Origin of the sequence: Paenibacillus sp. FA6, assembly GCF_051550225.1 — a bacterium.
Classification (GTDB): domain Bacteria; phylum Bacillota; class Bacilli; order Paenibacillales; family Paenibacillaceae; genus Paenibacillus_AQ.
In genome coordinates, this window is record NZ_CP188820.1 from 4,404,248 (window position 1) to 4,429,955 (window position 25,708).

Consider the following 25,708-nt stretch of genomic DNA (forward strand, 5'->3'; position numbering starts at 1 on the left):
TCTACAACGCTGCAATTTAAACACAGTGAATCTACCGTACTTGAATAGTAGTTTCACTGCATGTATATGCAAGGGGCCATGAACATAAATAAAGGCGACTTTTCATTCAGAATTGAATGGGAAGTCGCCTTTATTTATTGAAATTCATTTCGCAAAATTAAAAACATAGGTTTTTCAGAGGCCTCAGCTTAGCCTGATTCTTTCTATCATTTTATAAAAGATATTTCAGAATAACACGATATACAAGAACTGCCGCTTCCGCTCTGGTCGCCATCTGTTCAGGATGAAGTGCGTTGCCATCACCTTCAACGATCCCGTCCTTGATCAATACAGCAAAGCTATCCTTGGCATATTCAGCCACCTTCGCTGCATCAGAGAAACCACTGAGATCAGAAGACGCTTCGATGTTCAATTTGCCTGCCAGTTTTAACGCTCTGGTCAACAGCACCATCATTTCCTGCCTAGATACAGGCGATTTAGGATCAAATCGGTCTCCTCCAGTTCCAGTCACAAGTCCTATCTTCTTAGCGACTCTCAATGCGTCATAATAATAGGATCCTGGAGCAACATCCTTAAAGTTGGTACCAGCATCAGCTTTCAAGTCAAAAGCTCTTACCAAGATCAGAACGAAATCCGCTCTTTTCATTTTTTGCCCAGGTTCGAATGTTTGATCCGACGTCCCATGGATGATACCTTTAGCTACTAGTTGCTCAATAGCGGTCTTCGCCCAATCGAAACGTGCATCTACATCGCGGAATGAACGAACTTCAGGTTTCTTCGGCACATCTGGAACAGGAACTGGGCTTGAAGGTTTACCCCCGCTTCCGTTGTTAGTACTTCCGCTTCCCGGGCCTCCATTCCATGTGCCACTGTCCGTAGAGGAAAGCGTAGAAACGACCCTAATATTGCTAATCTTGGACATATTACCGGCCGCATCGTAAGCGACCACGAAATATCGATAACTCGTATTCGGCGATAAACCGCTATCCCGATATTCAGTATTGATCTTCGTACCAATGACAGCATCATTACGATAAACCTTATATCCTACAACCCCCATGTTATCGGAGGATGACGTCCATTTAAGCTCAACGACTGTGTCGGATACAGCTACCGCCTTTTCAATCGTCGCTTCCGTCGGAGCCTCGACGTCCACGATAGTCGGCGTCCACCAATTGCCCGATACGACTATCATGCTTAGCAACCGTAGCGTGTTTCCAAAGTATAGATCATCCTTCGTAGAGATTGCTGCATTGTAATCCCACAAAGTGTTAAGCCAAGTCTGGTTGCCTGCGTCCAGCATCGAGCCGACCATGATTGGCGCGGAAAACGAAGTATCCGCGTAATCTACCAATGGCGCTGAACCATCCAGCTTATATCCCCCCATAATCTGGCTTGGATCATCCTTTGTCTGCTTGCGGATCCATTGTGTAAGTTTGTTCAATTGCTCCTTCGCCCGGTCATCTCCTGTCAGGAGATAGTCCGTACCGATACGCCAAGGCGTACGGGAGGAATTGTAGCTATAATCGCCATCTGTTTCCGATTCCAGAAAATTCGGCTCTGCTGGAACATATTTACCATCTTTCTTCACCACGAAATCGGGGAGAAGTCCAGCATTAGGACTGAAATTATCGTATAGTTCCTTGCTGATCGAATACGTTTTGTCGATCACCCGATCCCAATTGCGATCGCCCGTCACGTTGCGGAAATCCTTCATGTGTTGAAGCATAAAGTCAGATGGACGCGTCGCGCTACCGTACTCAGCATCATCTTCATCCACCCAATCCGCCAATTTCAACGTCCAATCGGAATGATTTACATCATCTAACATAATGGCATTGATCACCTTTTTGGCTTCAGCCAAATAATTGATTTCACCGTTACTTCCCCACTGGCTGTCTGCAAGCAGTAAGGCGTAAGCGATATCCATGTCCCCATCTGTAGCAGAGTCAACGCCGTTGACATCTACAATACCCTCGCCGGTATCTCCCTGCTTCCAAGCCATCAGATCAGAGTTAATGGCGCTCGGATGAGCCCTGAAATAACGGTACAATCCATCGAAATAAGTCTTGGCTTCCGGATCATGTCCTGCCATGTTAGCGGTAATCAACATACCATATCCATGGGCTTCTGAAACGGTTATAGAATCAAAATCAACATTAAGTTCTTCGTCATGCTCTTTCTCGAACCAATCTCCATCTGCATACCATACATAGTACTGAGAAGGTGTCGTCGCATTAAGATACGGATTCTTCTTCAAATACTTTGCCTTCCATTCGTCATACAAGCCAGCCACCGTTGCATCGATTTGCGACTGTGGTTGGTGATTCGGCTTGATTGAGTCACCCGCGAAGACAGTATGCTGCGGGAAAGGTTTTTGAATCTCCTTTCCTGTGTACGAGGACTTCGTCTTCAACCGGATCTCGTCACTCGCAAGCGATTCAACGTTGCTCTCATTAACTGCTTTTATCGTATACTTATATTCTGTATTCGGCATCAAACCGATATCGTTAAAGAATACTTCCTTAGTCGATCCAACGAGATCGCCATTACGATAAACTTGGTAACCCGCTGGTTCTATTCCAGCAGAGGCCTTCCAGGTCAGGTCAATTTGGAAAGGGGACACCGCCTTACCTTCCAAATGAGTTGGCGCCGAAGGTGGTTCATTTTCTGTTGGACCTTTCAGAGTGCTGACTTCTACCTTTTCCGAATTATCTCTGACACCGACCGATTTGATGTTCAGATTGTATTGAATTTCCGGATTCAAATTATCAATTGTCACGCTATATTGCTTCGTATCTGGAGTGACGGCTACATATTCGCTCCAATGCTTGCTGATCTTGTCATCCTTCTCATATATTCGGAACCCACGTACCTGCTCTTTATTGGACGATGGTGCGTTCCAGGTAAGTACCGCCTTGTTGCCTTGTAGCTCAACTTTGGCCCCTTCCACCCGGTCCGGCTTGGCATCTGTTCGTTTAATTCCGTAATGATCGTATACAAACAAGCCGTTTTTTAAATAACCATCCTTTCCTTCCTTTCCTTCATCCTTGACGGCTGCCGTTATAGCGTCAAATTTCAGAACCTGATCTGAAATAGACACATCGGTAAACATTTTCTTCTCCGGCTGTTCGTCGATCGCCGCGAAGTAGTCGTCGTAAGGAATTGGCTGTCCGTCTGGACCGATGATTTCTTCAGGTTCCCAGCCCGTTTCCTCACCATTCTTATATTGATTATTCTTATAATAAAATTTATTTCCGAATGCATTCGACATGAGGTAAACCGTCCCTTTAGGATTGATGACGTTACCTTCACTGTCTTTCTCCAAATCCTTCGGATCAATAACCTTATCACCGTACATTTGGAAAGACCTCATATACATATGATCATGGGCCTCAAATACCATATCGATTCCAAGTTCGTCAAAGACGGGAATCAGATTTTTCTTGTAAAATTCAACACGCTCGCCCTCATATTGAGCTGAATTATCTCCAGCGGCATACGGGGATTTGTGGAACATGACGAATTTCCACTTCTTATCGCTCTTTGCGACCGTATTCTCCATCCACTTCACTTGATTCCAAAATTGTTCCTTCTTGTCATTGTCCCAATCGACTTTACTACCATCCTCATTAATCTTCCCGTCAAATTGCGAGTTGTAGACCATATACAGCCCATCTCCGTACTCAAACGAATACACGGAGCCGTCGTGTGTAGCATCTACGACCTTACGAGGCAGATTGAAGTGATTGTAAAAGTTATTGTTCGGAGTTGTCTCATCCCCGTCCCAGTCTGTGATCTCGTGTCCACCCAATACTGGAACAAACGGAACTTTCAACAAATGCTCCTGCGCTAGGCCGAGCATCCACTGCCATTGCTCTTCTAGATCGCCATTATCGACCAAATCGCCGGCATTGACGAGGAACTTAGGATCACCGATATGTTCGTATGCCTTCTTGAACGTATCCGCCCATGGCTCGAACTCTGATTCAGTTGAAGCCTGAGAGTCGGACCCGACAATAAACCGGTATGACTGAGGAGTGACCGTATCCGTCGTGAAAGATCCGACAGAGCTCCATTCAGAGCCGTTCCCCACACGGAATTTATAATCTGTTCCAGGCTTTAATTGATCCGCAGTCACTTTATGATTGAAGAACGTCGTTTTATCTCCTGATTTTCTGTCTTGCTTACCCATATAAGTAGATATCTTTTCTGTAAGACCAATATACTCAGTTGCCTTATCCTTCGGAAATTCATTTCCTTGAATCTGGGAAGCCTCAACGACCTGTACTATTGTATCGGTCGCGGTGTCCGTATACCATGCAAATCCGATGCTAGTCTTTGGGTCACCATTAAAGGCCATATTAATGAGCTTCGGCATGAATGATGATGCCTGCGTTGTAAAGCTCCATGTAATATCCCTAACGAGCGGAACACCATCTTCGCCTTGAATCGCTGCTTTTGGAATCGTAACCGTGTAGGTTGTTCCGTATGTTAATGCGTCATGTTCGATCTGCAGTTTGTCGCCTTCCGCAACGATCTTTAAGCCGAGAACCGTATGACCTTGGTCATCCATCACAGTAATGGCTTGATCTTCGACTATAGTGACCCCTTTGTTGAATTTGACCATAAACGGATCAGTTACTGATACCTTCTCTACCCCTTGGCCAGGAAGATGCATCAGATCCATTGTTGTATGAACGGGATCTTTGCCAGGGATCGGCACGCCGGTCACACTAATATTCCGTATTCTACTAGATCCCCCTCCGCCAATGCCAGATGGATTGTCTTTGGAGTTGGTTGCACTGTTCGAGTTGAGTAGCCAACGAATGTACAACAGATCCTTGTCTTCTGCATCCGGTAAAGGAAGATTGACAAGCTTACAGGTACCCGTTATGCAGTTGTAGCTGGATGAGGTATTCATCTTAACGATGCCGTTCGGCACATCGGTCCACTCGGAACGATCCGTGCTAGTCTGCACCTTAAACTCGTTCGGACCTGAACCAGACGAGTTCTGTTCGGAAGACAACGTAATATCCCCATAGCTTGCCGTTGAAACTGTCGCCAACCAATATTTCTTACCTACGCCGTTGTCCCAGCCTTGGTAGCTAATTTCTTTATTTTTTTCTTTATATTCCTCGAAACTTCCGCCTACATTCTGGAGTATTGAGGACGATTGGTATAGACCCCCAGTAGCAGGGTGGGAGCCATTCATTCCCTCGTTCTCGAAATTCCACTCGGCTATAATATCTCCAGACGAATTCGCTGGATTTACTATTGTACTATCTGCATATGTAGCTCCCTGTAATGGCCATAAGATCAACAAGAAGGCCATTACAATCAGTGTCAGTTTACTCCAGTTATTATTACTTTTCTTCTTCGATCTCATTATTTCAGCCCCTTCCCATGTAATTAAAGCGCTTTAACTTTTGGGGTGCACATTCCTCACATTTTCTTATCAACAAGCCGTTTCTCCCTTCTGCAGAGATTTAGAATCTTGTATCAGATCCGTTATGATATTAATATAGCGCATGTTTGCTCATTGTTTCTCGTATTATTCTTTTCAAATTTAATCATTTTCTACGTTTATTGCTATTATTTATTATTATTATAGCAATACCAAAAGTATAAGCGGTTTAACTTTATGATTACTTTTCGATTAGTATCGGTTACAATAAAGTCACGATCCTATAGTAGGACTTTCTGGAGGTGCTTATGATTCACTTCTATCGATCCGATCCCTTCTACATCAGCCGTGAGAGCAAATCGCACTCAAGCATTCCTTCAGTACATTATCATGACGCTTATGAAATTCTCTACTTAATCTCGGGCGATCTGTATTATCTTATCGGGAATCAATCCTATCAAGTTGTAAGCGGTTCATTGCTGCTCATTAGAATGAACGATGCTCATAAGTTAATCAATCCTAATGGTTCGACTTTCGAAAGGGTTACACTGCTATTTCAGGAAGAGTACCTACGCAGCTTGTTAACCGAGGAATCCGTCTTCCATCCTTTGGCCCCTTTTCAATCCGGCTCAGGTACGATCCGAATAAGAGGCTCGGAACAGGGTTTTATCGAGGATATTTTCGAGAAAATGATCACTGAGCAAGCGAACGGGTTGTCCGAATCGAACCTTTACCTTAAAATCCTGTTAACGGAATTATTAATTTTCATACAACGTAAAATAGAGAGTGGTTGCCAACAACACCATCTCTCGTCAAATCGATTTCATCAGCATATTCCCAAGGTTGTTCATTACATTAATCATCATTATGATCAGCGCCTAACCTTAGATGATATTTCCAAACGTTTCTACTTGAGCCCCTCTCATCTGAGTCGGACCTTCAAAGAATCAACGGGTTGCACCTTAATAGAGTATGTCAATACCGTTCGGGTCAAACAGGCTTGTTGCTACTTAAAGGAGTCCAAATTATCGGTTTCAGACATCGCTGAACGTGTCGGGTTCGAGAACTTAACCCATTTCGGACGAACGTTCAAAAGTATTGTTGGTCTCTCTGCTTTGAAATTCCGCAAATCATGTGAAGTATTACACGATTCTAACAACCCTATTCTACAAAAGTGAGCAAGGCTCCCTTGATTGGACCAAGTCCTACGGTTACTGTGACAATATTGATGATGATCGAGGGTATACCCTTGCCATACTCGGTGCTACTACTGGCAGCCCCAACGACACCGATCCTGATGCCCCTACACTATTCAAGGTTTTTGATGCTGCCAGCACCCCTCAGTCCAAGGTGAATTAACGCATATCGGTGTTCACTCTTTCCCCCATGATAACATGCGGTCTTTTTTGGGTATCTAATTAAAGGGGATAATACCAATACTCAAACCATATCCTCTTTTAATATTGAATATATCTTCATGTCTTCAAAATATCCTATATCCCCTTTCCCAATATTCTCGTGACAGGGCATAACCAATTTCAGCTCTTGAGTTGTCTATGTTCCAATTTACAAAATCACAGATTCCAATAATTATCTTCAATACTCTTATGGGCGTTCTAAGTTGTATAGTATGTTGTTATCACCAGAGCAGATCATGGTGCTACTCGATGGTTATGAAGTTATAGTGACAGGAATGCCCGTATATGCGGGAGAACTTGAAGATTTTTACACTTCTTATTCCGTTGGCGGCACGAATTATTACGCTCCTCACCTAGCCCTAAAACCGTAGTATGGATTTGAGGAGAACAACAGACTTTCCATGTGGCAACTTTATTTTGCAGCTAAAGACAAGGGAAGCATGCTCGATCATGTAGATTATTTGATTGGCTAATTTTCACCGGTTCGCTCCGCTACCATTGTTATCGATGTATCTACCATTCCAACTTCTTTAAACCCAAATCGTTGATATAGTTTCACAGCTGCCAAATTATTAGGATCTACACTTAATGATATTCTCTTAATTCCCCTCTCTTTCATCCCATCAAACAGCCTTTTTAGTAGTGCTGTTCCAATTCCCCTTCCTCTATACTCTGGCATTATTGCCATTCCTAGTTCTGGTATATCATTATTTATATATCCAAATCCCTTATTATCTTCATTAAAATACCGAATGGTTATGGATCCAATAGAATGACCCTCACTATTTACCGCAATATAACCCATATCTCCTTCTTTACCCCAATCATCTACATACTTAGAAATGACAGGTTCCTTAATCACTTCTCTGCTAAAAGGTTCTTGACCTTCTCGAACATATAAGGATTCATACAACATCTTCCATAGAAAGGGTATGTCCTGCTCTGTTATAGGTCTGATTGTATATCTATTCATTGTGGACTTCTGTCAATAGACTGGACACAAAAAGAAAGACTATATTAGGCTGATATGGACAAGAAATCTTCCATCTGCTGGGGAGTTTTATACCCTATAGCAGAATGAATGCGATTGCGGTTATAACGACCTTCTATATATTGGAAGTTATTTGTTTGGGCATTTTCAAAAGATCTAAATATCGTTCGATAGACTATTTCTTTCTTTAATTTAGCGTGAAAGCTTTCAATAGGAGCATTATCATAGGGACAGCCTTGCCGAGAAGGACTGCCTTATTCCCAATCTGATGAGCTCTTCTCGATACTCATGACTCGTATATTGACTGCCTCGATCTGAAGATAACTCCCTTAGCAGGCTTCTGAGTGGATACCGCTTGATGAAGTGCAGATAACACACAAGCTTTATCCATCGTTTGACTGAAACACCAACCAATCATTTTATTTGTAGATAAGTCCATAATCGAAGCTAAATAGCACCAACCCTTATTGAGGACGTGGATATAGATGATGTCACTTACCCATTTTTTATTTTTTTCTGATTACCACAGACCGAAGTCCTAGGCTTCTCATGATCCGTTGTACTCGTTTCTCACTCACTTTAAATGGGAGTTGTAGCTTAAGAAGTTCATCTCTGATTTTAGGCGCTCCATAGACACCATCTTGTTCGTGATAGATCCTAATGATCTCTTGTCTTAACCAGTTGTTCTCCTGCTTTAATCGACCTTCAGGACGTTTTTGAGTACAGTAATAGTAGCTGTTACGTCCAATCACTAGCACCTTACACAATTTACTTTTGCTATGTTTGTCAGACTGGGATACGACCACATCCACAACGTCACGAACGCTTATCTTTTGGCGAATATGGTCATAGCTTTTTTTAGGATCTCATTTTCCTCTTCAAGCTCTTTAATTCTAGATTTGAACTTTTTGACCTCTACGACAGAGATTTGTTCATTATCTACATTAATTTCTTTACCTTCATTAATCCATTTGTAAAACGCCGTTTTACTTAGACCATATTCGCTCATAATTTTAGATGCGGTTTTCCCTTTACGATGGAGTTCAACGATCATGGCTTTGAACTCATCACTATATCTTCCTTGCTTAGTTCCCATAGCTGGACACAACCTTTCATTATTATTTTTGCCGTCCTCCTTTTTATGTCCACTACTTTATACTAGTTCCATACAATTGACACAATAGGAAGCAGATTCAATATACCATTGGATGGTGTACTTCTACGTTAGAGGATGATTGTGAATGAGGTTGAATATACAGCGAATTTAAAAGAAGCAACCAGAAAAATATCTACCCTATTTTCGGATCATAACCTACCTTCTCGGCTTGCCTTATTCTATTTAGATCTATGAGCAATTGCTCTAGTGGGTTATGCGTATGATGATTGGGGGAGACGACTTGTTTTACATCGATGTGCTAGATCAACTTGACTGGGAGTATGATGGCATAGTAGATTTCGAGTATATAATAATAAAGTTTAATACTGGTATTCAGGGCTACTGGTGGATTTAGAGGGGATTATGGAGAAACTGATTCTAAGTCTGCATGCTCAGGTCGCTGACTTAGAAGGAAAAGGAACTAAGCATATATTTGCCTAGTTCCTTTTCCTTCTTTATTTTAATGCGACAAGACTTTTGTCGTACCATCGGAGAAACCCTTGGCTATAACTTTCAATGCAGCTCAGCCGTGTATCCGATGTACTTTAATATGTCCAGAAGTTTGTCATTGCTATACCAGTTCTTCCATTCTCCGGACTCCGCCTTTTTTCTATCTAGGAGTATCTTGTTGATGTGATACAACGCTTCTTGCTTGTATTTCTCGAAGACTTCCTCTTGTCCGCAGCTCAGCTTCACCTCAGCAGCATAGCACAGGCTGTGCACCCATTTGTATAATCCTAATATTATTTCACACTGCACTATCAGGTTATTCATATAGAACGACTTACGTTCTTCAGAAATCTGGTCATAAATCTCAATTAGCTTTATATAGACCCTTTCAAATTTATCAATGCTAGTCATTGAAGCCGTTTTAAAATAAGCTACAAAATCTTCTTGTGATGAAAATTGATAGAGTCTTTGATTTTGTAGTTTCTCAGGTTTTAAGCCCATGCCCTGAATAATTTCAAACAGTTTCTTTCCTACTTTTATACACATGCCATCCAAAAGAATCATCTGTCCGGGAATCACTTCATTTTCGAGCTCATTGTAGGCGCTATAAAAATCTTTAATGACATTCGATAGTTCTTCTGTATCTTTTAAGCCAAACTGATTATCAACCCAGCTTTGGCGATAGTCTTGTACATCGAATTCTTTGAAATTCCACGTAATTTCTTTTACACAGTTTATATTAAATACCATCTCTCTTATATTGGTTACATTCAAAATAGAGTAAGCAGTATCCCCTTTTCCAATCGCTCGGGAGTAGTTATAATAGATCTTTTCAGGTGAAGTACCTTGAACCAAATGCGGACCGCAGCTCCAATAGGCTACATGGTAGTATACGCCATACGACGTACCTGGTTTTCTTTTTACAGATTCATAGCCTTCGCCCCACATTTGGGTTGGTCCAAAATCTGCATTGATAATAATAGTGTCATTCGGAAACTCAAGAACACCATTGTTATGCAACATCATTCCCTCCATCCATAGAGTTGATGTAGAAAGAAAGTTGTTATGTCCAAGTACTTGTTGTATTATCTCATATTGCTTTGCAATGGCATCTGAAATTAATCGTCCTCTGCCTTCCATCGTTTGAGGGACTTTGTCGTTTCCATGCCAGACTGGACGGTCATCCTTCCCTCTAAGTCCCAATTGCCATATAACATCCGGGTATTTTGCATATTTCTTTGCATAATACGTCCATACTTCTTCATATTTCTCTGGATGTACCATGTAAGTGGCAACGAGGCTTTCACCTCTTTTATTCCAGAAGCTCTCGAAGATATCTGCACTCACCCCCATAGGCTCTTGATGGTGCTGTGATACAAAAAGACCCCGTTCACTGATCAGACGTACAATATCTTCCTCATCTGGATTATCTATATTTAAGTATGTACTTGGGATAATTAAATTTTGTTTCATTCTTAACGCCGTCTCCAGAACCTTATCAAAATGGATGGGATGATGTCGTAGCATCGGATAATTCTCATGCTGTTTCACTTTTCCTCCTTCCCATCCGGTGAAAAGATCTTCATCATTCATGAACCACCCACGAATCTTATAAGTTTGAGGACCCTCAATAATATCAATGCCTTCAAGATTCAACTTGGCTTTTTTCTCAGGCGCATGATCGGTCCAATAATAGAGGGGATCAACTCCCAAGAACTTTTCACAGAACGTATATATCCCATACATGGTTCCCCTTTTATCATTACCACAAATCACTATTCCCTGATCGCTTTCAAGTGACTTGATGAGAAAATGTTCTCCTTTACCGCTGATGCTGCTATAGTCGAGGCTAACATTATCGAGAAACCTTGAAAACCTCTCATTTTCGAGAGATCCTATATAGATACCTTGTTGGAAATCAGTAGGTAAATATTGCATAACTTCAGGTGACTTATTACCAACCCTTTCCATATCCTTCGTAAGATCATTCACTGCTTTCTTTATACAACCCTCTTCAAAACTGTCACAGTAGAGATTAATAACACTCTTTTGGTCAAATATATTTATCAAAGTTATTCACCCTTTTCAATTTTATAATATTTTAAAAACCGGAATATACCACTTTATGTCTCTTTCGACATTCGACAATCATGACATCAAATAATTCCTTGAAGTGTTTGTTTGATGGCGCTTACAGAATATTCTAAAGTTTATTTTTAATCTGGACTGTTTTATCAAATACATCTTTTATTGTACTGCATAGGTTCATCAGGAAAAATGTAATAATTTCGTTTCTTTTATGTAATCTGATTGGTCCGCCGTGATGATCCATTCTTCCTACTCTATTTAATGAATTAGATTAGATCCATTAGATCCGTTTCAAGGAGGTATTGATGCAGGGAACAGCGAACTAGCAATAAATGAATGTAAGTACATCACGATTAGAGATGAGGGTTTTCAAATTGAAGACTATGAGTAAGGGCGATGAAGCACTGGATATGCCTGCGTTTCTATCAATAACATATACGTGTATACTCTTTCATACGATATGGATTCTGATGTTTATTATTCTTGATATTCCAACCATGGCAATTATCAATATAGGCAGTGTTATCATATATTTAATAGCCTATCTACTGCTGCGCAGAGGTGCAATTGTTGCATGGGGAATTTTTATGGTCCTAGAGCTGGTTATACATGCAGTTGCGGCAAGTATATGTATAGGTTGGGACTCTGGATTTCATTACTACTTACTCACCGTACCGTATACCATTTTTATCTCTTCTAATAAAAATAGAAAAGCCTCACTCTTTATATTTATTGTCATCATTATCATTTATATCCTGTTGAATGTCTGTACGGAGCCAGATCAACATATCATTTCAGCTTGGATGATGAAAGTGTTTAATATTATGAATAGCTGTAGCATTTTCCTGATCCTTGCCTGGTTAGCAAATATATATCGAAATAAGATTGACGATTATATCAAGGAGTTGCATGTTACTAATGAGGAACTCGCAAACAGATCGAGCATCGATTCATTGACAGGTCTATACAATCGGGGAATCATGATTGAGAAAGTGAGTATGGCCTGGGGAGAAAAAGAGCTCAGCGGACAACCCTTTTGCATCATCCTTGGCGATATTGATAACTTTAAATCGTTCAATGATCAATACGGACATGAATGCGGTGATTCGGTTCTCATACAATGCGCAGCTAAAATTAAACATTCTGTTGGCATGAAAGGAAGCATCGCAAGATGGGGCGGTGAAGAATTCTTAATTCTGCTTCCAAATGCTGATCTGCAAACAGCATCTGCAATAGGAGAGTCGATACGACAAGCAATCTGTGAACAGTCATTTGAATATAAAGGACGTCCCTTTACAACTTCAATGACATTCGGTGTCGCAGCAATCCAAACAGATAAAACGATAGAAGAGTTAATTAATAGAGCCGACCAAGCTCTGTATAGGGGAAAGAGACGAGGGAAAAACTGTGTTGTGACCGCTGCCCGTTCTCATACTAGCTTTTGATGTAATCCCCCGGTATAATGTCTTTCAAAATATGTCCTTGCGATGCCAGCTGCTGTAAACGATAAGTCCTCATTTCAAATCACTCCTTCTTTCCACTTCTATGTAACCCAGACGGGCGCAAGGCTGACAACAAAACATGCGCCCGAAAGTGTTACTTCTTGAACATTTCGTTGTATTTTTGTATTTCTTGTCTACTGCTTAATGAGCTTCCATTTCTGGTTGTCTCCACCGTTATCTGAATACTGGATGAGTTCAGCTCCGTTTGACGTTGACCCGTTGTAAACATCTAATAACTTACCACTTTTACGGTTCATGAGTTTATAGTATCCCTCACCAAGGTTAATGGCCTGCCATTGTTGATTATGCCCGCCATTATCTGTCCATTGAATGACTTTGGCTCCATTGGCTGTAGAACCGCCTTCAACCTCCATGACTTTTCCGCTTTTGCTATTTTTCAGCTTATAGTATCCGTTGCCAGCATCGACAAGCTGCCACTGTTGATTCAATCCGCCATTATCCGACCATTGGATGACCTTTGCGCCATCCACCGTGGAACTATCATTAACATCTGCAAGCTTACCACCTTTTTTGCCGCTAATTTTGTAATGTGCGTTGGTCTGCAGCGATACGCCAAACGTAATATTGGATGTGTTCGAATTGATATCAATTGCACCTTGGGAAGCGCTTGTAATGTAGTCGCCGTTCATCTTCAAATCGCGGATGGTTACATTAGAAACCTTGCTCGAGCTGTCGTGACCTTGAATTATGGAATGGAAATTGCGCGTGTCCTCAAAGGTAGCGCCGATTATTTCCACATTGCTGATGGGACCAACCTGCGAGCTACCATATTTGGCCGTCCAGATGAGGAGCGGAGCCGTTCTAAATTGGCCAGAGGTTCCGTTATTGTGAATCCTTTCCGTCCGAATATCAATAAAATGAATATCGTCCCAAACACCATTTCCTTCGTCATGACTCACACTAATGCCACGATAGGCCAGAATCACATCAATATTGATAAACCAAAGATCGGTGACTGATGCATTTCCTGCAACGCCTACCTTGGTACCTGCAGACTCGGTATAGGCTACCGAATTTTTGTATACGACATCCGTCATCGGTTCTTCCGTCGATGATTTCGCATTGAATACGTCATCGCCGGTATAAGCGAAGCATTGATCCACAACAGCGTGGGACGTATTGACGAGATCGAAGCCATCTCCATGGATCCAATGGACGTTATTTATAATCTTCACATTGCTGATTTTGACGTTAGTAGATTCCTCAATATTAAAGTTCCAAGTTGTTCCGTCCCTTAGGGTGATACCTTCGAATGTCAGACCATTCGGCTTCGTTCCCTCCTAATTTTTGTAAGAACGGATGATGTTCTCACGATTCGGCCCGCTTTCGCCCGTTGTAAGCGCAGTCCCATTGGAGTCGATCATCCCTCTTCCTTTAATAGCAACATTAGATGCCCCTACTATACGGATGTTGGACTGCTTAAAATTGGTGTCGGAGGAATCATAATCACTTAACGTCGTTGACCCGCGAAGTATAGCGCCCGCAGCTAAATATAGCGTGACATTACTCTTGAGCTCAAACTGAGAGATCTTATAAATGCCCGCAGGGAAATAAACTGTGCCGTCGCCGGAACGAGCGTTTGCGTCATTGATGGCTTGTTGGATTCTTGATGTCATCAGATTGCCGCCCGTATTATCCATGCCCGAATAATCCATAATGTTCTTCACACTGCCGCCATTGGGCACTGGAGCCCCAGTTTCCACAGGGTCAGCCATAATAACAAGGTTCTCTAAGTTATTGACCGTGATCACTAAGTATCTCGATCCGGATTGAGGAAGGGAGAAGGTTAGCTCTTTGCCGCTTACGGTTGCCGAGATGCCGTAGCTGTGGGGACTGATGTTGTAGGAGGTGATGTTATCCTTGGCTGTTACTTTGAATGTGGCCATACCAGAATAAGACAACTGGGCAAAGGAATAATCAAAATGCTTGGCAACGTTGACCGTTGTCGAATCTACCTTCAGAGAGTAAGCCGTACTTGTAGCGAAGTAGGAAGGAGTTGGATAAGTCACTGTGGTCGCAGCGGATACAGGCTGGGCCATGTGAATAGAAAAACTGAACATTAGAGCAACAACAACGATCACCTTCATCAGCACATTTCTGATTCGCAATTTCACTTTACTAAAATTCACTATTATTTCGCCTCCTGTTTAATTGTAAGCGCTCACAATTCATCTCAAAACCAATTCTTTCAAACATGATTCATACATGATTCATACATGATCAATTAAATAGCACAACCTCCCCTCAAGTAAGCGTTTGTATCTATGATATAATTCTTCCGGTCTGCACGAAGACAGACCGGAAGAGTATCACCAGAAGAGTCGCTTCCGCTTACGATGGCTTTGATCCAAAGATCTTAAACCACCTTCATCACATTGCTTTGGATCGTGAGAAGATCTGGCGGTAGCACCGGGTTGCTTATATTCAAATTCCCGATCCCAAGAAAGTAGTAATCCACAAAAACCTATTGTAAAATTGCGGGTGTTAGCGGGTCTGTGGCTCACGCTTTGCAAGCTGTGCAGGCGAACCCGACCCAGAGGTCATCGGCGTGAGGCGGACCTGGAAGCGGAAGCCCTCCGCCTTCAGCAAATACTGCGGGAGCACGCCGGGACCGCAGCTGGCACTGCCGATGCCGTTCTGCGCAAGGTCGAGATGCAGGAAGACGCGATCGCGTTCTTTCAGCTCATACGTATGCCGCGCCTTCTCCAGATCCTCGCTCGTATAGCGTCGAGCCGTAAACTCGAACTGCGGCGAACCTGCCACCAGCAGACCCGATCCCTGTTCATTCGTCATCGCGAGCCAGCGTGTATCAGCACGGTTACCGTTTTCCTGCGGTACGATGTATTCGGTGAACAGCTCGCGCACGGTTTTCTGGTAGAATCCGAACTTTGCGGCCTGCTTCGAGTCGGCGTATGCTTCGCCTGGGCCGCGGCCGTACCATTGCGCTCGATCACAATCGTTCGGTAGTGCCAGCTGCAGACCAATGCGGGGGAGCGTCTCCGGAGCGCCACTTCCCTCGATCGACCCGTTCACGTCGACCGTCACGTCCCCATTGGCATAAATCGTGTAAGTGTACAATGTGTCGACCGACCATTTCAGAATCGGCGGTGCCACACGTACCCTACAGGTGACCGTCACGACCGTTCCGCTGCCGTTAGCGCTCCAGTCCACGTTCATGACGCGGTGCTGCAGCCAGTGCAACCCAGACTTTTTCCATACGACCGTCGCTCGTCTGTCATCTTCGATGGATGTCCTCCAGTCGCCGATCGGTCGCATATCGTTGTCCGTCGGAGTGCGCCACAGATCGAGCCTTGGTCCTTCCTCCAGCAGACGGACGCCGGCATGTCTCCACCCTGCGATAACGCCGTAAACACAGTCAAACTGAAGCTCGAAATCGCCGCCCCGCACCTCCAGCATCACGCCGTTCTCCGTCACGGACAACGGCGCGAAAGCGGACAGTTCAAAGGTAGGGTTCTGCTCCGATTTATTTGGTAGTTCAAACTGGGCCCACGCAACCTCGAAGCCTGATTCGGCCCAAGCCGTATCAGCCGCAAGCAGGAGGTTGACGTTCAACCAGTAATCGGTTGCCGGCTGCAATCGAACCGGTAGCGTATAGTTAATGTTCACGGTACCCGTACAACCCGGTGCGATATCGGGCAGCTCACTTTTGCCTGAGCATATGACTTTTCCGTCTGCCATTACATGCCATACAAGATGCAAATGATCCAGAGGCAGGAAATCGTATCGATTCGTAAGCTTCAACTGCCCAGTCTGCAAATCCAATCCTTCGATTACAACCGGCTCCATCACCTTCTTAAGCTCCAGTAGTCCGGCCGATGGCACACGATCCGGGTTAACGAGACCGTCGATGACGAAATTCGAATCGTTCGGATGGTCATCAAAATCACCGCCGTAGGCGAAGAACTCCTGACCGTCAGCCGTCCACTGCCGGATGCCTTGATCGACCCATTCCCACACGAAGCCGCCCTGCAACCGCTTATAGGCATAGAAGACGTCCCAATATTCCTTCAAGCCCCCTGGACCATTGCCCATTGCATGCGCATATTCGCATACGATGTGGGGCTTGTCAAGATCCTCACGCTGGCCAAGCTCGTGCAACTGCCAAATCCTGTTGTACATCGTGCTAAATACGTCGGCGGTCACGGCCTCCCTATCTTCCGCATAGTGCACCAGCCGTGTTGGGTCATGCTCCTTGGCCCAGCGATACATCGCCGCGTGATTACAGCCGTAGTACGATTCATTGCCAAGCGACCAGAGGATGATGGAGGGATGATTCTTGTCGCGTTCGATCATCCGTTCGATCCGGTCTAGATAGGCAGCCTCCCAATCTGGGTCATCGCTCAATTGATTGGAGTTGTCTGTCCGATGGAAGCCGTGGCACTCCAAATCGGCCTCATCGATAACGTAAAGACCGTATTCGTCACACAGGTCATAGAAGCGCGGATCGTTCGGATAATGTGATGTACGGACAGCGTTAATATTGTGCTGCTTCATCAGCAACACGTCCTTTCGCATCCAATCAAGCGGTACGGTCCGTCCAAGGTCGGGATGATGATCGTGTCGGTTGACGCCCTTGAACATAATCGGCACCCCGTTTACGAGCAGCACGCCTCCCTTCAGCTCTATGTAGCAGAAACCAACACGCGCTACCGTAACTTGCGTGGTATCTCCAATGACCCGAATCAACAGCTTGTATAAGTACGGGTCTTCCGCAGACCATTTCCTAGGATTGACAAGCGGAAGCGTAAACATCGTCTCGTGCTCTTGAGTCAGTTCACCGCCAGTTATGATTTCCTCCGCATTGCTGCCTTCTACTGCTCTCCCGCACGCATCGAGTAGCTGCAGTTCGATCCGCACGCCTTGGGCTGCTTCGTTCACGCTGCGCAAGTTCAATCTGATCTCGAGAGTTGCATCACGGTAGTCGCTATCAAGCAGCGTCCGAACCGAATAATCGTATAAGTGAGTTTGTGGCGCAGCTGTCAAATACACGTCGCGGAAAATACCGCTCAGCCACCACATGTCCTGATCCTCGATATACGAGCCGTCCGACCACTGCATGACGCGAACCGCAAGGACATTCGTCCCCTCGTGGACAAGATCCGTGATATCGAACTGCGAAGGCATACGGCTGCCCTTACTGAAGCCCACTTCCTGTCCGTTAACCCAAACGAAGAATGCACTGTCTACGCCTTCAAAATGCAATGTAATGCGCTGTCCACTCCAGTCGGCCGGAACCGTAAATTCACGGCGATAGGAGCCAGTCGGATTCTCGGTCGGAACAAGCGGTGGTACAACCGGGAACGGGTAGATGACGTTCGAGTAATGCGGACGGCCATAGCCATGCATCTGCCAGCAGGAAGGCACAGCAAGGTCATCCCAATTGCTCGCGTCGAAGTCTTCCTCGTGGAAGCTCGATGGGGCGTGAGCAGGAGTCGGGGCGTAGTTAAACTTCCAATTTCCATTTAACAACATATAGTAGGGAGATAACTCCCTTTCATAGCATAGAGCGCTTTCATCATCCCCGAACGGAATGAATGTAGCTCTTGCCGGTAGCCGGTTTCGCTGCAGCAGTCTGTGATTTTCCCAGTCGTTCATCATATCTAATCAAACACTCCCATCCAAAATATAATATAATATGATATAAATTGATCATTAATGGAATTCATCCATCTCCCTCTTATTATACTCTTGATGAACTTTATTTAAATGGAGAGATAACATTAAAAGATGGTATAATGTCTTTATTAAGATTAATGAAAGGAAAAGAAATATGGATAGACTCCCCGAGATGATTATTGTAAATAGTTCAAGTTACATAGATTCAAATGTAAGTCTTACTCCATATTATTGGGGCTATCACACATGTCCAATTAGTCATAAATACGGTCCAGCAACGAGGGATCATTATTTTATCCATTACATTATCAAAGGTAAGGGAATCCTTCAATTAAATAAAGAAACCTACTCACTGACAGAAGGCCAAGGCTTTTTGATATGTCCAAATGATATTGCCTACTATAAAGCTGACGATCATGACCCTTGGGTATATACCTTTTGGGGCTTTAACGGAATTGATGCCTTAAATTATTTAAATCGAGCCCAATTAAACCATTCAAATCCTATCTTCACGCATCATTATGATGACCAATTTGCAGAAATAATAAATAAAATGATAAATCTTAAAAATATGATACATAGCCGTGATATTATGTTTACCGGATTATTACTCCAGCTTCTCTCCATATTAATTGAAGATTCTAACTTTGAAGTTAAATCTGAATATACAAAAGATTTATATGTAAAAAAGGCAATAGACTACATACACAGAAATTATTCAAACAAAACAAGTATTGGTGAAATCGCAAAATTTGTTGGACTTGATCGGAAATATCTCTCAACTGTTTTCAAAAGTGTCTCAGGTATCTCCCCTCAAGAGTACTTAGTCAAATACAGAATAAATAAATCTTGTGAATTAATGGCCAACAATGCGTTGGCCATAGGAGATATTGCACGAAGTATAGGTTACTCTGACCCGTATCTGTTTTCTAAAGTATTCAAGAAAATAAAGGGTTGTTCTCCAAGGGACTTTAGAAAGTCTTTGTAAACAAGGCCTAATCAGCTGCTGTAAACGATAGGTTCTCATTTCAAATCACTCCTTCTTTCCACTTCTATGTAACCCCGACGGGCGCAAGGCTGACAACAAAACATGCGCCCGAAGGTATTACTTTTTGAACCTTTCGTTGTATTTTTGTATTTCTTGTCTACTGCTTAATGAGCTTCCATTTCTGGTTGTCTCCACCGTTATCTGAATACTGGATGAGTTCAGCTCCGTTTGACGTTGACCCGTTGTAAACATCTAATAACTTACCACTTTTACGGTTCATGAGTTTATAGTATCCCTCACCAAGGTTAATGGCCTGCCATTGTTGATTATGCCCGCCATTATCTGTCCATTGAATGACTTTGGCTCCATTGGCTGTAGAACCGCCTTCAACCTCCATGACTTTTCCGCTTTTGCTATTTTTCAGCTTATAGTATCCGTTGCCAGCATCGACAAGCTGCCACTGTTGATTCAATCCGCCATTATCCGACCATTGGATGACCTTTGCGCCATCCGCCGTGGAACTATCATTAACATCTGCAAGCTTACCACCTTTTTTGCCGCTAATTTTGTAATGTGCGTTGGTCTGCAGCGATACGCCAAACGTAATATTGGATGTGTTCGAATTGATATCAATTGCACCTTGGGAAGCGCTTGTAATGTAGTCGCCGTTCATCTTCAAATCGCGGATAGTTACATTAGAAACCTTGCTCGAGTTGTCGTGACCTTGAATATAAGATTTGAAACCACGCGTGTCTTCAAAGGTAACGCCGATCAGTTCCACGTTGCTGATAGGACCTACCTGCGAACTGCCATATTTGGCCGTCCAAATAAGGATCGGAGCTGTCCTGAATTGGCCAGAGGTGCCATTATTATGAATCCTTTCCGTACGGATATCGATGAAATGAATATCTTCCCATACACCGTCCCCTTGGTCATGATCGACACTGATACCCCGATAGGCGAGGATCACGTCAATATTGATAAACCAAATATCACTGACATGTCCCTGCCCCTGCATACCTACCTTAGTGCCTGCAGATTCGGTATAAGCAACTGAATTTTTGAATACGACATCCGTCATCGGTTCTTCTGTCGATGATTTTGCATCGTATACATCATCGCCGGTATAGGCGAAGCATTGATCCACAACGGCGTGGGACGTATTGACAATATCAAAGCCATCTCCATGGATCCAGTTTACGTTATTTATGATTTTCACATTACTGATTTTGACGTTAAGCGAATCTTCAATCCTGAAATTCCAAGTTGTACCGTCCCTTAGCGTAATACCCTCGAATGTTAAATTATTTGGTTTGGTCCCCGATGCATCCTTTAAAGAGGAGATGATATACTCACGGTTCGGCCCGCTATCACCCGTTGTAAGCGTAGTGCCATTGGAGTCGATCATACCTCTTCCTTTGATCGCTACATTAGATGCCCCTACTATACGGATATTCGCCTTGCGGAACACAGTTTCGCTCCAATCGTAGTCATTTACATTAGACGAACCACGAAGCACTGCGCCAGCAGCTAAATATAATGTGACGTTACTCTTGAGCTCAATCTGAGAGAACTTATAAATACCTGCAGGAAAATAAACCGTGCCACCGCCGCTACGAGCGTTCGCATCATTGATGGCTTGTTGGATTCTTGACGTCATCAGATTGCCGCCCGTATTGTCCATGCCCGAATAATCCATAATGCTCTTCACACTGCCCCCATTGGGCACTGGAGCCCCTTTCTCCACAGGGTCAGCCATAATGACAAGGTTCTCTAGGTTATTGACCGTGATCACTAAGTATCTCGATCCGGCTTGAGGAAGGGAGAAGGTTAGCTCTTTCCCGCTCACGGTTGCCGAGATGCCGTAGCTGTGGGGACTGATGTTGTATGAGGTGATGTTATCTTTGGCTGTCACTTTGAATGTGGCCGTACCGGAATAAGACAACTGGGCAAAGGAATAGTCAAAATGCTTGGCAACGTTGACCGTTGTCGAATCTACCATCAGAGAGTAAGCCGTACTTGTAGCGAAGTAGGAAGGAGTTGGATAAGTTACTGTGGTCGCAGCGGATACAGGCTGGGCCATATGAATAGAGAAACTGAACATTAGAGTAGCAACAACAATTATCTTCGCCAGCACATTTCCGATTCGAAATTTCATTTTACTAGATTGCATTATTATTTCGCCTCCTGTTCAATTGTAAACGCTTGCAATTGATCTTGTAACGAATACTCTATAAATGTGTTTCATACACCATAGATTAAATCGAACAACTCCTTTCGATTAAGCGCTTGTATACGAATGATGACTGCGCTTACAAAGTGTATTGAAGTATTGAATCTACTTCCAAATTCTATTGTATCTTGTTATTTTACTGCATAAGTTCAGTAAGAAAAATGTAATAACTTCGTCTCCTTTATGTAATATAATTGGCACCCCTTTTCGGGACTCCGTCGATTTCAAAAGAAAAATGCCGCCTAAAAGGCAGCATAATCTTAATCATATTCATCATTATTAAGGAGATTAGAAGAACTGGAAATTCCACATCGACTTGAGATTCTTAGGTGCTTGAAGTAGCAGTCACCGTTATATCAGATGCATAACTGCCCTCAATGATTTGTCCGTCCGAGATATTCGTTATGGTATCTCCACACATTCGTAGCTCGGTAAATGCAACATTTGTTACAGCATTCGTGTTACTTAAGCCGTAGATGTTTATTGGGTTAAAAGCTAATTTTTCGAATAAAGTACTATCTATATATACATTCGTTATTGGTGCTGTTTGTGCATCTATTTCTACAGGAATACTTTTACCCATGGAAGTAAATACAAAGCTCTCCACCCTGGTATTCACAAAATGTATATCGTTCATCAACTGATTTCCCGAGGTTGCTTCTACTACTATTCCGCGCCGTGCCTGAACTACGTCGTTATCTTCAAAGCATACATTATACATAGGGCTCAATGACTGCAAACCTACTTTGAGGCCAGCGCAAGACGAAAATACAATATTGTTCTTGAAATATATATTATACATGGCAAAGTCAATTATCGTTGATTTCGCACAGAGGGCATCATCTACGGTCATGACAAAGTTCTTTTCTGCTATGGCATTCCTTGTTCCACATAGATCTATACCATCATTCATAATTTTATACTGGTCTGCATTTTTGTGATTGATAATCTTGACATTTCTTACCGTAAATCCATCCCCACCTTGAATACCGTTAATAGTCCACGTTGTTGAGTCCTTTATGATGATGCCTTCTATAGTTACGTTATTGGAAAAGTTACCTACAATTACGTTTCTTCTGTATCCCAGATAGGTTGATGATGCACTGTCCTTATCCATAATCGCGATACCACTGGCGTCCAGTACACCGCGCCCCAATATATTAGCATTAGGTGCATGGTCAATCTTTATCATGGGATCAATAAATATTTTACCCTCACTACTGGTAGTAGAACTATACAGGGTTCTGTCCGGATTTGACTTTATGACTGCCCCACCCTGCAGGTACAGGGTGACATTGCTCTTGATATAAAGAATATCCTTCACTTTATATACACCTACAGGTACATAAACGATTCCTCCGCCTGCGGCAGATGCATCATCAATTGCCTGCTGTATTATACTGGTAACATCGCTCGTCCAAGTGTTGTCTGCGCGATAAGGTGAGTTTATTATATTATAAATACCTGCCCCGGAGGATGCCGGGGCATGACTTTCCAAGGGGTCTGCCAGAACAACTAGCTTCTCCAGGCTATTCATCTGTATAACCAAATAGCATGGCTTTTCCGAATTACTATCAATAGAAAACGTCAGTTGATTCCCACTTACTATCCCCGTAATCCCCAAACTATGCGGGCTTATATCATAGCTAGTGATTGGCTGGCTTGCCGTGACCGTTAGTATTGATGTACCCGAGTAGGAAAAATGAGCATAATGGTAGTCCAAAAACTTTTCAACAAAAACAGTGGTGTTGTCTACATTTAATTGAAAATCCGAGCTTGTTGTAGTATACGTCGGTTTCGTGTAAGTAATCATAGTTACAATACATCTCCCTTTTTCAATATTCCTTCAATTCTCAGCAGCTCTTCCTGGCTAAAGTCCAGGTTGTTCAAGGTTGGAAATTAAATATTTGAAGTAAGTATTAGGACAAAGAAACAACCTTTTTCGAATCCTGCGATTCGAAAGCAGCCAGAATGACCGCTAACGATTTCAGCCCTTCTTCGCCGGAAATGCTCGGTGGTGTATTCGTTACAATGCTTTCTACGAATGCGTCCATGATGCCGCTAGGCACTTGCTTCTCGTTTGTCGCCATCGCACCGACCTGATACTTCTCAACGGAGCCGTCACGAAGCTCGACAATAACTTGATCAACCGGATGCGTACCGATATGCATAACGCCATTCTCGCACCACAATACCGTACTGTTGTCGCCGCCTTTATAATACGTCCAGCTGGCGACTAACGTGCCGACCGTTCCGCTCTTCATGCGCAATATGCATGTCGCATTATCGTCTACATCGGTTCCTTCTTTGTGCAACGTATTCACGAAAGCAGCGACTTCAGCCACTTCATCGTCGAGTAGCCACCGGATCAAATCGGCTTTGTGAACGCCGAGGTCGCCCATCGCGCCCATGATGGCTTCTTCCTTGCGGAAGAACCAGCTGTCGCGGCCATCAACACTCCAGCGTTCAGGTCCCGGATGACCGAAGGACGTACGGAAGGAAATGACCTTACCCATTTTGCCTGATTGCAAAATTTCTTTGGCCTTTTGGTGAGGCGGCATCAGACGTTGGTTATGACCCGCCATCAAGAACACACCGTTCTTTCTCGCCGCTTCAATCATAGCCAAAGCGTCTGCTTCGTTCGTTGCCATCGGTTTTTCCACAAGTACATGAGCGCCTGCGTTCGCTGCTGCAATCGCACATGGAGCGTGCAGCACGTTCGGCGTACATACGCTAACTGCATCGGGCTTTTCCACCTTCAGCATTTCTTCATAGCTTGTATAGGCTCTACCGCCGTACTGTTGTGCATAACCTTCGGCTCTCTCAAGAACCAGATCGCAAAAGCCTACGAGTTCAACGTTCGGATTCGCTGCGTATTCCGGTATATGTCTTTTCTTAGAAATGGTTCCACAGCCCACAACCGCTACCTTAATTTTGTTCATGTTTAATTAGACTCCTTTTGTTATGGTATTTGATTAAAATCCGGATAAATAATTCCGCTTCAGCCAGTTGTAGCTGGTAGCAACACTTTCAAGCGGCGGGTTCGCGCAACGATCCTGCTCAACGATGATCCATTCCACACCAGCATCCGAGCCAGCTTGGATGACAGAGTGCAGATCGATCTCGCCTTCACCTAACTCAACCGTATTGATTTGTCCGTCCACAGCACCTTTGAAATCTTTCAGATGAAGTAGCGGCAGTCGGCCTGCATAATTCGCAATGTATTGCAGTGTGTCCAAACCTGCGAATTGAACCCAGCCTGCATCCAACTCCACCTGCAGTGCCTCCGGAGTAGTCGATGCATAAATGGCGTCGAATGCGTATTGATTATTTACTTTCATCTCAAATTCAAACGCATGGTTATGATAAGCGAATTGAAGCCCTTTCTCCTTCACCTGCTGGCCTGCTTCCGCAAAATAAGCGAACAAGCTTTGCCATGCTTCAGGTGTTTGGCGATCCTCAGCAGCAATATGCGGGCAAATGAGATAAGGAGCGTCAATAGCACACAAATATTCAATTTCTTTATTTAAATCAGCTTTCATTTTGGTAAGACTTACATGAGCGCCGATTGCTTTTAAGTTCAATTCTTGCAGCAGATCCCTCAGCACTTCCGCAGACAAACCGCCGTAACCTGCAAATTCTACCCCTTCATAGCCGAGCTCAGCCACACGGCGAAGTGTTCCGGTAAAGTCTTTGGCCAATTCCCCGCGCACAGTGTGCATCTGCAAACCAATACCCATTCTTCTCATTGCTTTTATCCCTCCAAAAAGTGATGTATTTGATATTAATTAGATCATTCAAGGAATGACTTTCATTT

19 protein-coding genes and 1 pseudogene are annotated in these 25,708 nt (G+C 43.5%); 6 read left to right on the top strand and 14 right to left on the bottom strand.

Annotated elements, in window-relative coordinates; genetic code table 11:
* Positions 1-211: 211 nt before the first annotated feature.
* Positions 212-5,389 (bottom strand): glycosyl hydrolase family 8, encoded by a 5,178-nt coding sequence (locus ACP8HI_RS20190; protein ID WP_438347959.1) that lies wholly within the window; start codon positions 5,387-5,389, stop codon positions 212-214.
* A gap of 326 nt (positions 5,390-5,715) precedes the next feature.
* On the opposite strand from ACP8HI_RS20190, the gene ACP8HI_RS20195 reads away from it, so the two are divergent.
* The 3 genes from ACP8HI_RS20195 (at position 5,716) to ACP8HI_RS20205 (ending at position 7,196) form a co-directional block, all read left to right on the top strand.
* The gene (locus ACP8HI_RS20195; protein WP_438347960.1) at positions 5,716-6,585 is read left to right on the top strand and encodes a helix-turn-helix domain-containing protein; all 870 of its coding nucleotides are present in this window, start codon (positions 5,716-5,718) and stop codon (positions 6,583-6,585) included.
* Positions 6,542-6,766, top strand: a complete 225-nt coding sequence (locus ACP8HI_RS20200; protein WP_438347961.1) for a chitosanase — start codon at positions 6,542-6,544, stop codon at positions 6,764-6,766. The genes ACP8HI_RS20195 and ACP8HI_RS20200 overlap by 44 nt, the downstream gene beginning before the upstream one ends.
* Before the next feature lie 262 nt (positions 6,767-7,028).
* Complete coding sequence (locus ACP8HI_RS20205) at positions 7,029-7,196, top strand: hypothetical protein (RefSeq protein ID WP_438347962.1); 168 nt, start codon at positions 7,029-7,031, stop codon at positions 7,194-7,196.
* A 98-nt stretch (positions 7,197-7,294) separates the two neighbouring features.
* Here the strand turns inward: ACP8HI_RS20205 and ACP8HI_RS20210 are convergent, their stop codons facing one another.
* From ACP8HI_RS20210 to ACP8HI_RS20230, 5 genes and pseudogenes are all read right to left on the bottom strand, one after another.
* A complete protein-coding gene (locus ACP8HI_RS20210; protein ID WP_438347963.1) occupies positions 7,295-7,798 on the bottom strand; it encodes a GNAT family N-acetyltransferase in 504 nt (167 codons plus the stop codon).
* Between the two features lie 44 nt (positions 7,799-7,842).
* Positions 7,843-8,049: pseudogene (locus ACP8HI_RS20215) on the bottom strand (integrase core domain-containing protein); the annotation flags it as partial.
* A gap of 53 nt (positions 8,050-8,102) precedes the next feature.
* Entirely contained in the window at positions 8,103-8,306 is a 204-nt protein-coding gene (locus ACP8HI_RS20220) for a DDE-type integrase/transposase/recombinase (RefSeq protein ID WP_438351917.1), read from the bottom strand.
* Between the two features lie 16 nt (positions 8,307-8,322).
* Positions 8,323-8,628: an IS3 family transposase gene (locus ACP8HI_RS20225; RefSeq protein WP_438347964.1), complete on the bottom strand. Its 306-nt coding sequence runs from the start codon at positions 8,626-8,628 to the stop codon at positions 8,323-8,325.
* Positions 8,629-8,642: 14 nt separating this feature from the next.
* On the bottom strand, positions 8,643-8,912 hold the full coding sequence (locus ACP8HI_RS20230; RefSeq protein ID WP_438347965.1) for a transposase: 270 nt from the start codon (positions 8,910-8,912) through the stop codon (positions 8,643-8,645).
* Positions 8,913-9,192: 280 nt separating this feature from the next.
* Between ACP8HI_RS20230 and ACP8HI_RS20235 the strand changes: the two genes are divergently transcribed.
* Complete coding sequence (locus ACP8HI_RS20235) at positions 9,193-9,327, top strand: hypothetical protein (RefSeq protein ID WP_438347966.1); 135 nt, start codon at positions 9,193-9,195, stop codon at positions 9,325-9,327.
* A 158-nt stretch (positions 9,328-9,485) separates the two neighbouring features.
* Here ACP8HI_RS20235 and ACP8HI_RS20240 read toward each other — a convergent pair whose 3' ends face one another.
* Positions 9,486-11,492, bottom strand: a complete 2,007-nt coding sequence (locus ACP8HI_RS20240) for a glycosyl hydrolase 115 family protein (protein ID WP_438347967.1) — start codon at positions 11,490-11,492, stop codon at positions 9,486-9,488.
* A gap of 401 nt (positions 11,493-11,893) precedes the next feature.
* Here ACP8HI_RS20240 and ACP8HI_RS20245 point away from each other — a divergent pair, with 401 nt between their 5' ends.
* A complete protein-coding gene (locus ACP8HI_RS20245; protein WP_438347968.1) occupies positions 11,894-12,955 on the top strand; it encodes a GGDEF domain-containing protein in 1,062 nt (353 codons plus the stop codon).
* Positions 12,956-13,146: 191 nt separating this feature from the next.
* On the opposite strand, the gene ACP8HI_RS20250 is transcribed toward ACP8HI_RS20245, so the two are convergent.
* The 3 genes from ACP8HI_RS20250 to ACP8HI_RS20260 form a co-directional block, all read right to left on the bottom strand.
* Positions 13,147-14,292: an RICIN domain-containing protein gene (locus tag ACP8HI_RS20250; protein ID WP_438351918.1), complete on the bottom strand. Its 1,146-nt coding sequence runs from the start codon at positions 14,290-14,292 to the stop codon at positions 13,147-13,149.
* A 21-nt stretch (positions 14,293-14,313) separates the two neighbouring features.
* Positions 14,314-15,162, bottom strand: a complete 849-nt coding sequence (locus tag ACP8HI_RS20255) for a glycosyl hydrolase family 28-related protein (protein ID WP_438347969.1) — start codon at positions 15,160-15,162, stop codon at positions 14,314-14,316.
* Positions 15,163-15,517: 355 nt separating this feature from the next.
* Positions 15,518-18,652 (bottom strand): glycoside hydrolase family 2 TIM barrel-domain containing protein, encoded by a 3,135-nt coding sequence (locus tag ACP8HI_RS20260; protein WP_438347970.1) that lies wholly within the window; start codon positions 18,650-18,652, stop codon positions 15,518-15,520.
* A 190-nt stretch (positions 18,653-18,842) separates the two neighbouring features.
* On the opposite strand from ACP8HI_RS20260, the gene ACP8HI_RS20265 reads away from it, so the two are divergent.
* Positions 18,843-19,658, top strand: a complete 816-nt coding sequence (locus ACP8HI_RS20265; protein ID WP_438347971.1) for an AraC family transcriptional regulator — start codon at positions 18,843-18,845, stop codon at positions 19,656-19,658.
* Between the two features lie 157 nt (positions 19,659-19,815).
* On the opposite strand, the gene ACP8HI_RS20270 is transcribed toward ACP8HI_RS20265, so the two are convergent.
* From ACP8HI_RS20270 to ACP8HI_RS20285, 4 genes are all read right to left on the bottom strand, one after another.
* Complete coding sequence (locus tag ACP8HI_RS20270; RefSeq protein ID WP_438347972.1) at positions 19,816-21,831, bottom strand: RICIN domain-containing protein; 2,016 nt, start codon at positions 21,829-21,831, stop codon at positions 19,816-19,818.
* Positions 21,832-22,216: 385 nt separating this feature from the next.
* Positions 22,217-23,704: a hypothetical protein gene (locus ACP8HI_RS20275; RefSeq protein ID WP_438347973.1), complete on the bottom strand. Its 1,488-nt coding sequence runs from the start codon at positions 23,702-23,704 to the stop codon at positions 22,217-22,219.
* Between the two features lie 106 nt (positions 23,705-23,810).
* Complete coding sequence (locus ACP8HI_RS20280; protein WP_438347974.1) at positions 23,811-24,833, bottom strand: Gfo/Idh/MocA family protein; 1,023 nt, start codon at positions 24,831-24,833, stop codon at positions 23,811-23,813.
* 33 nt (positions 24,834-24,866) lie between these two features.
* Positions 24,867-25,640, bottom strand: a complete 774-nt coding sequence (locus ACP8HI_RS20285) for a sugar phosphate isomerase/epimerase family protein (protein ID WP_438347975.1) — start codon at positions 25,638-25,640, stop codon at positions 24,867-24,869.
* Between the last annotated feature and the right edge of the window lie 68 nt (positions 25,641-25,708).

Bases quoted from the DNA above. Each gene is read 5' to 3' on its own strand.
- ACP8HI_RS20190 (WP_438347959.1), bottom strand. From the start codon at position 5,389: ATGAGATCGAAGAAGAAAAGTAATAATAACTGGAGTAAACTGACACTG.
- ACP8HI_RS20195 (WP_438347960.1), top strand. From the start codon at position 5,716: ATGATTCACTTCTATCGATCCGATCCCTTCTACATCAGCCGTGAGAGC.
- ACP8HI_RS20210 (WP_438347963.1), bottom strand. From the start codon at position 7,798: ATGAATAGATATACAATCAGACCTATAACAGAGCAGGACATACCCTTT.
- ACP8HI_RS20230 (WP_438347965.1), bottom strand. From the start codon at position 8,912: ATGGGAACTAAGCAAGGAAGATATAGTGATGAGTTCAAAGCCATGATC.
- ACP8HI_RS20235 (WP_438347966.1), top strand. From the start codon at position 9,193: ATGATGATTGGGGGAGACGACTTGTTTTACATCGATGTGCTAGATCAA.
- ACP8HI_RS20245 (WP_438347968.1), top strand. From the start codon at position 11,894: ATGAGTAAGGGCGATGAAGCACTGGATATGCCTGCGTTTCTATCAATA.
- ACP8HI_RS20260 (WP_438347970.1), bottom strand. From the start codon at position 18,652: ATGATGAACGACTGGGAAAATCACAGACTGCTGCAGCGAAACCGGCTA.
- ACP8HI_RS20265 (WP_438347971.1), top strand. From the start codon at position 18,843: ATGATTATTGTAAATAGTTCAAGTTACATAGATTCAAATGTAAGTCTT.
- ACP8HI_RS20270 (WP_438347972.1), bottom strand. From the start codon at position 21,831: ATGCAATCTAGTAAAATGAAATTTCGAATCGGAAATGTGCTGGCGAAG.
- ACP8HI_RS20275 (WP_438347973.1), bottom strand. From the start codon at position 23,704: ATGATTACTTACACGAAACCGACGTATACTACAACAAGCTCGGATTTT.
- ACP8HI_RS20280 (WP_438347974.1), bottom strand. From the start codon at position 24,833: ATGAACAAAATTAAGGTAGCGGTTGTGGGCTGTGGAACCATTTCTAAG.
- ACP8HI_RS20285 (WP_438347975.1), bottom strand. From the start codon at position 25,640: ATGAGAAGAATGGGTATTGGTTTGCAGATGCACACTGTGCGCGGGGAA.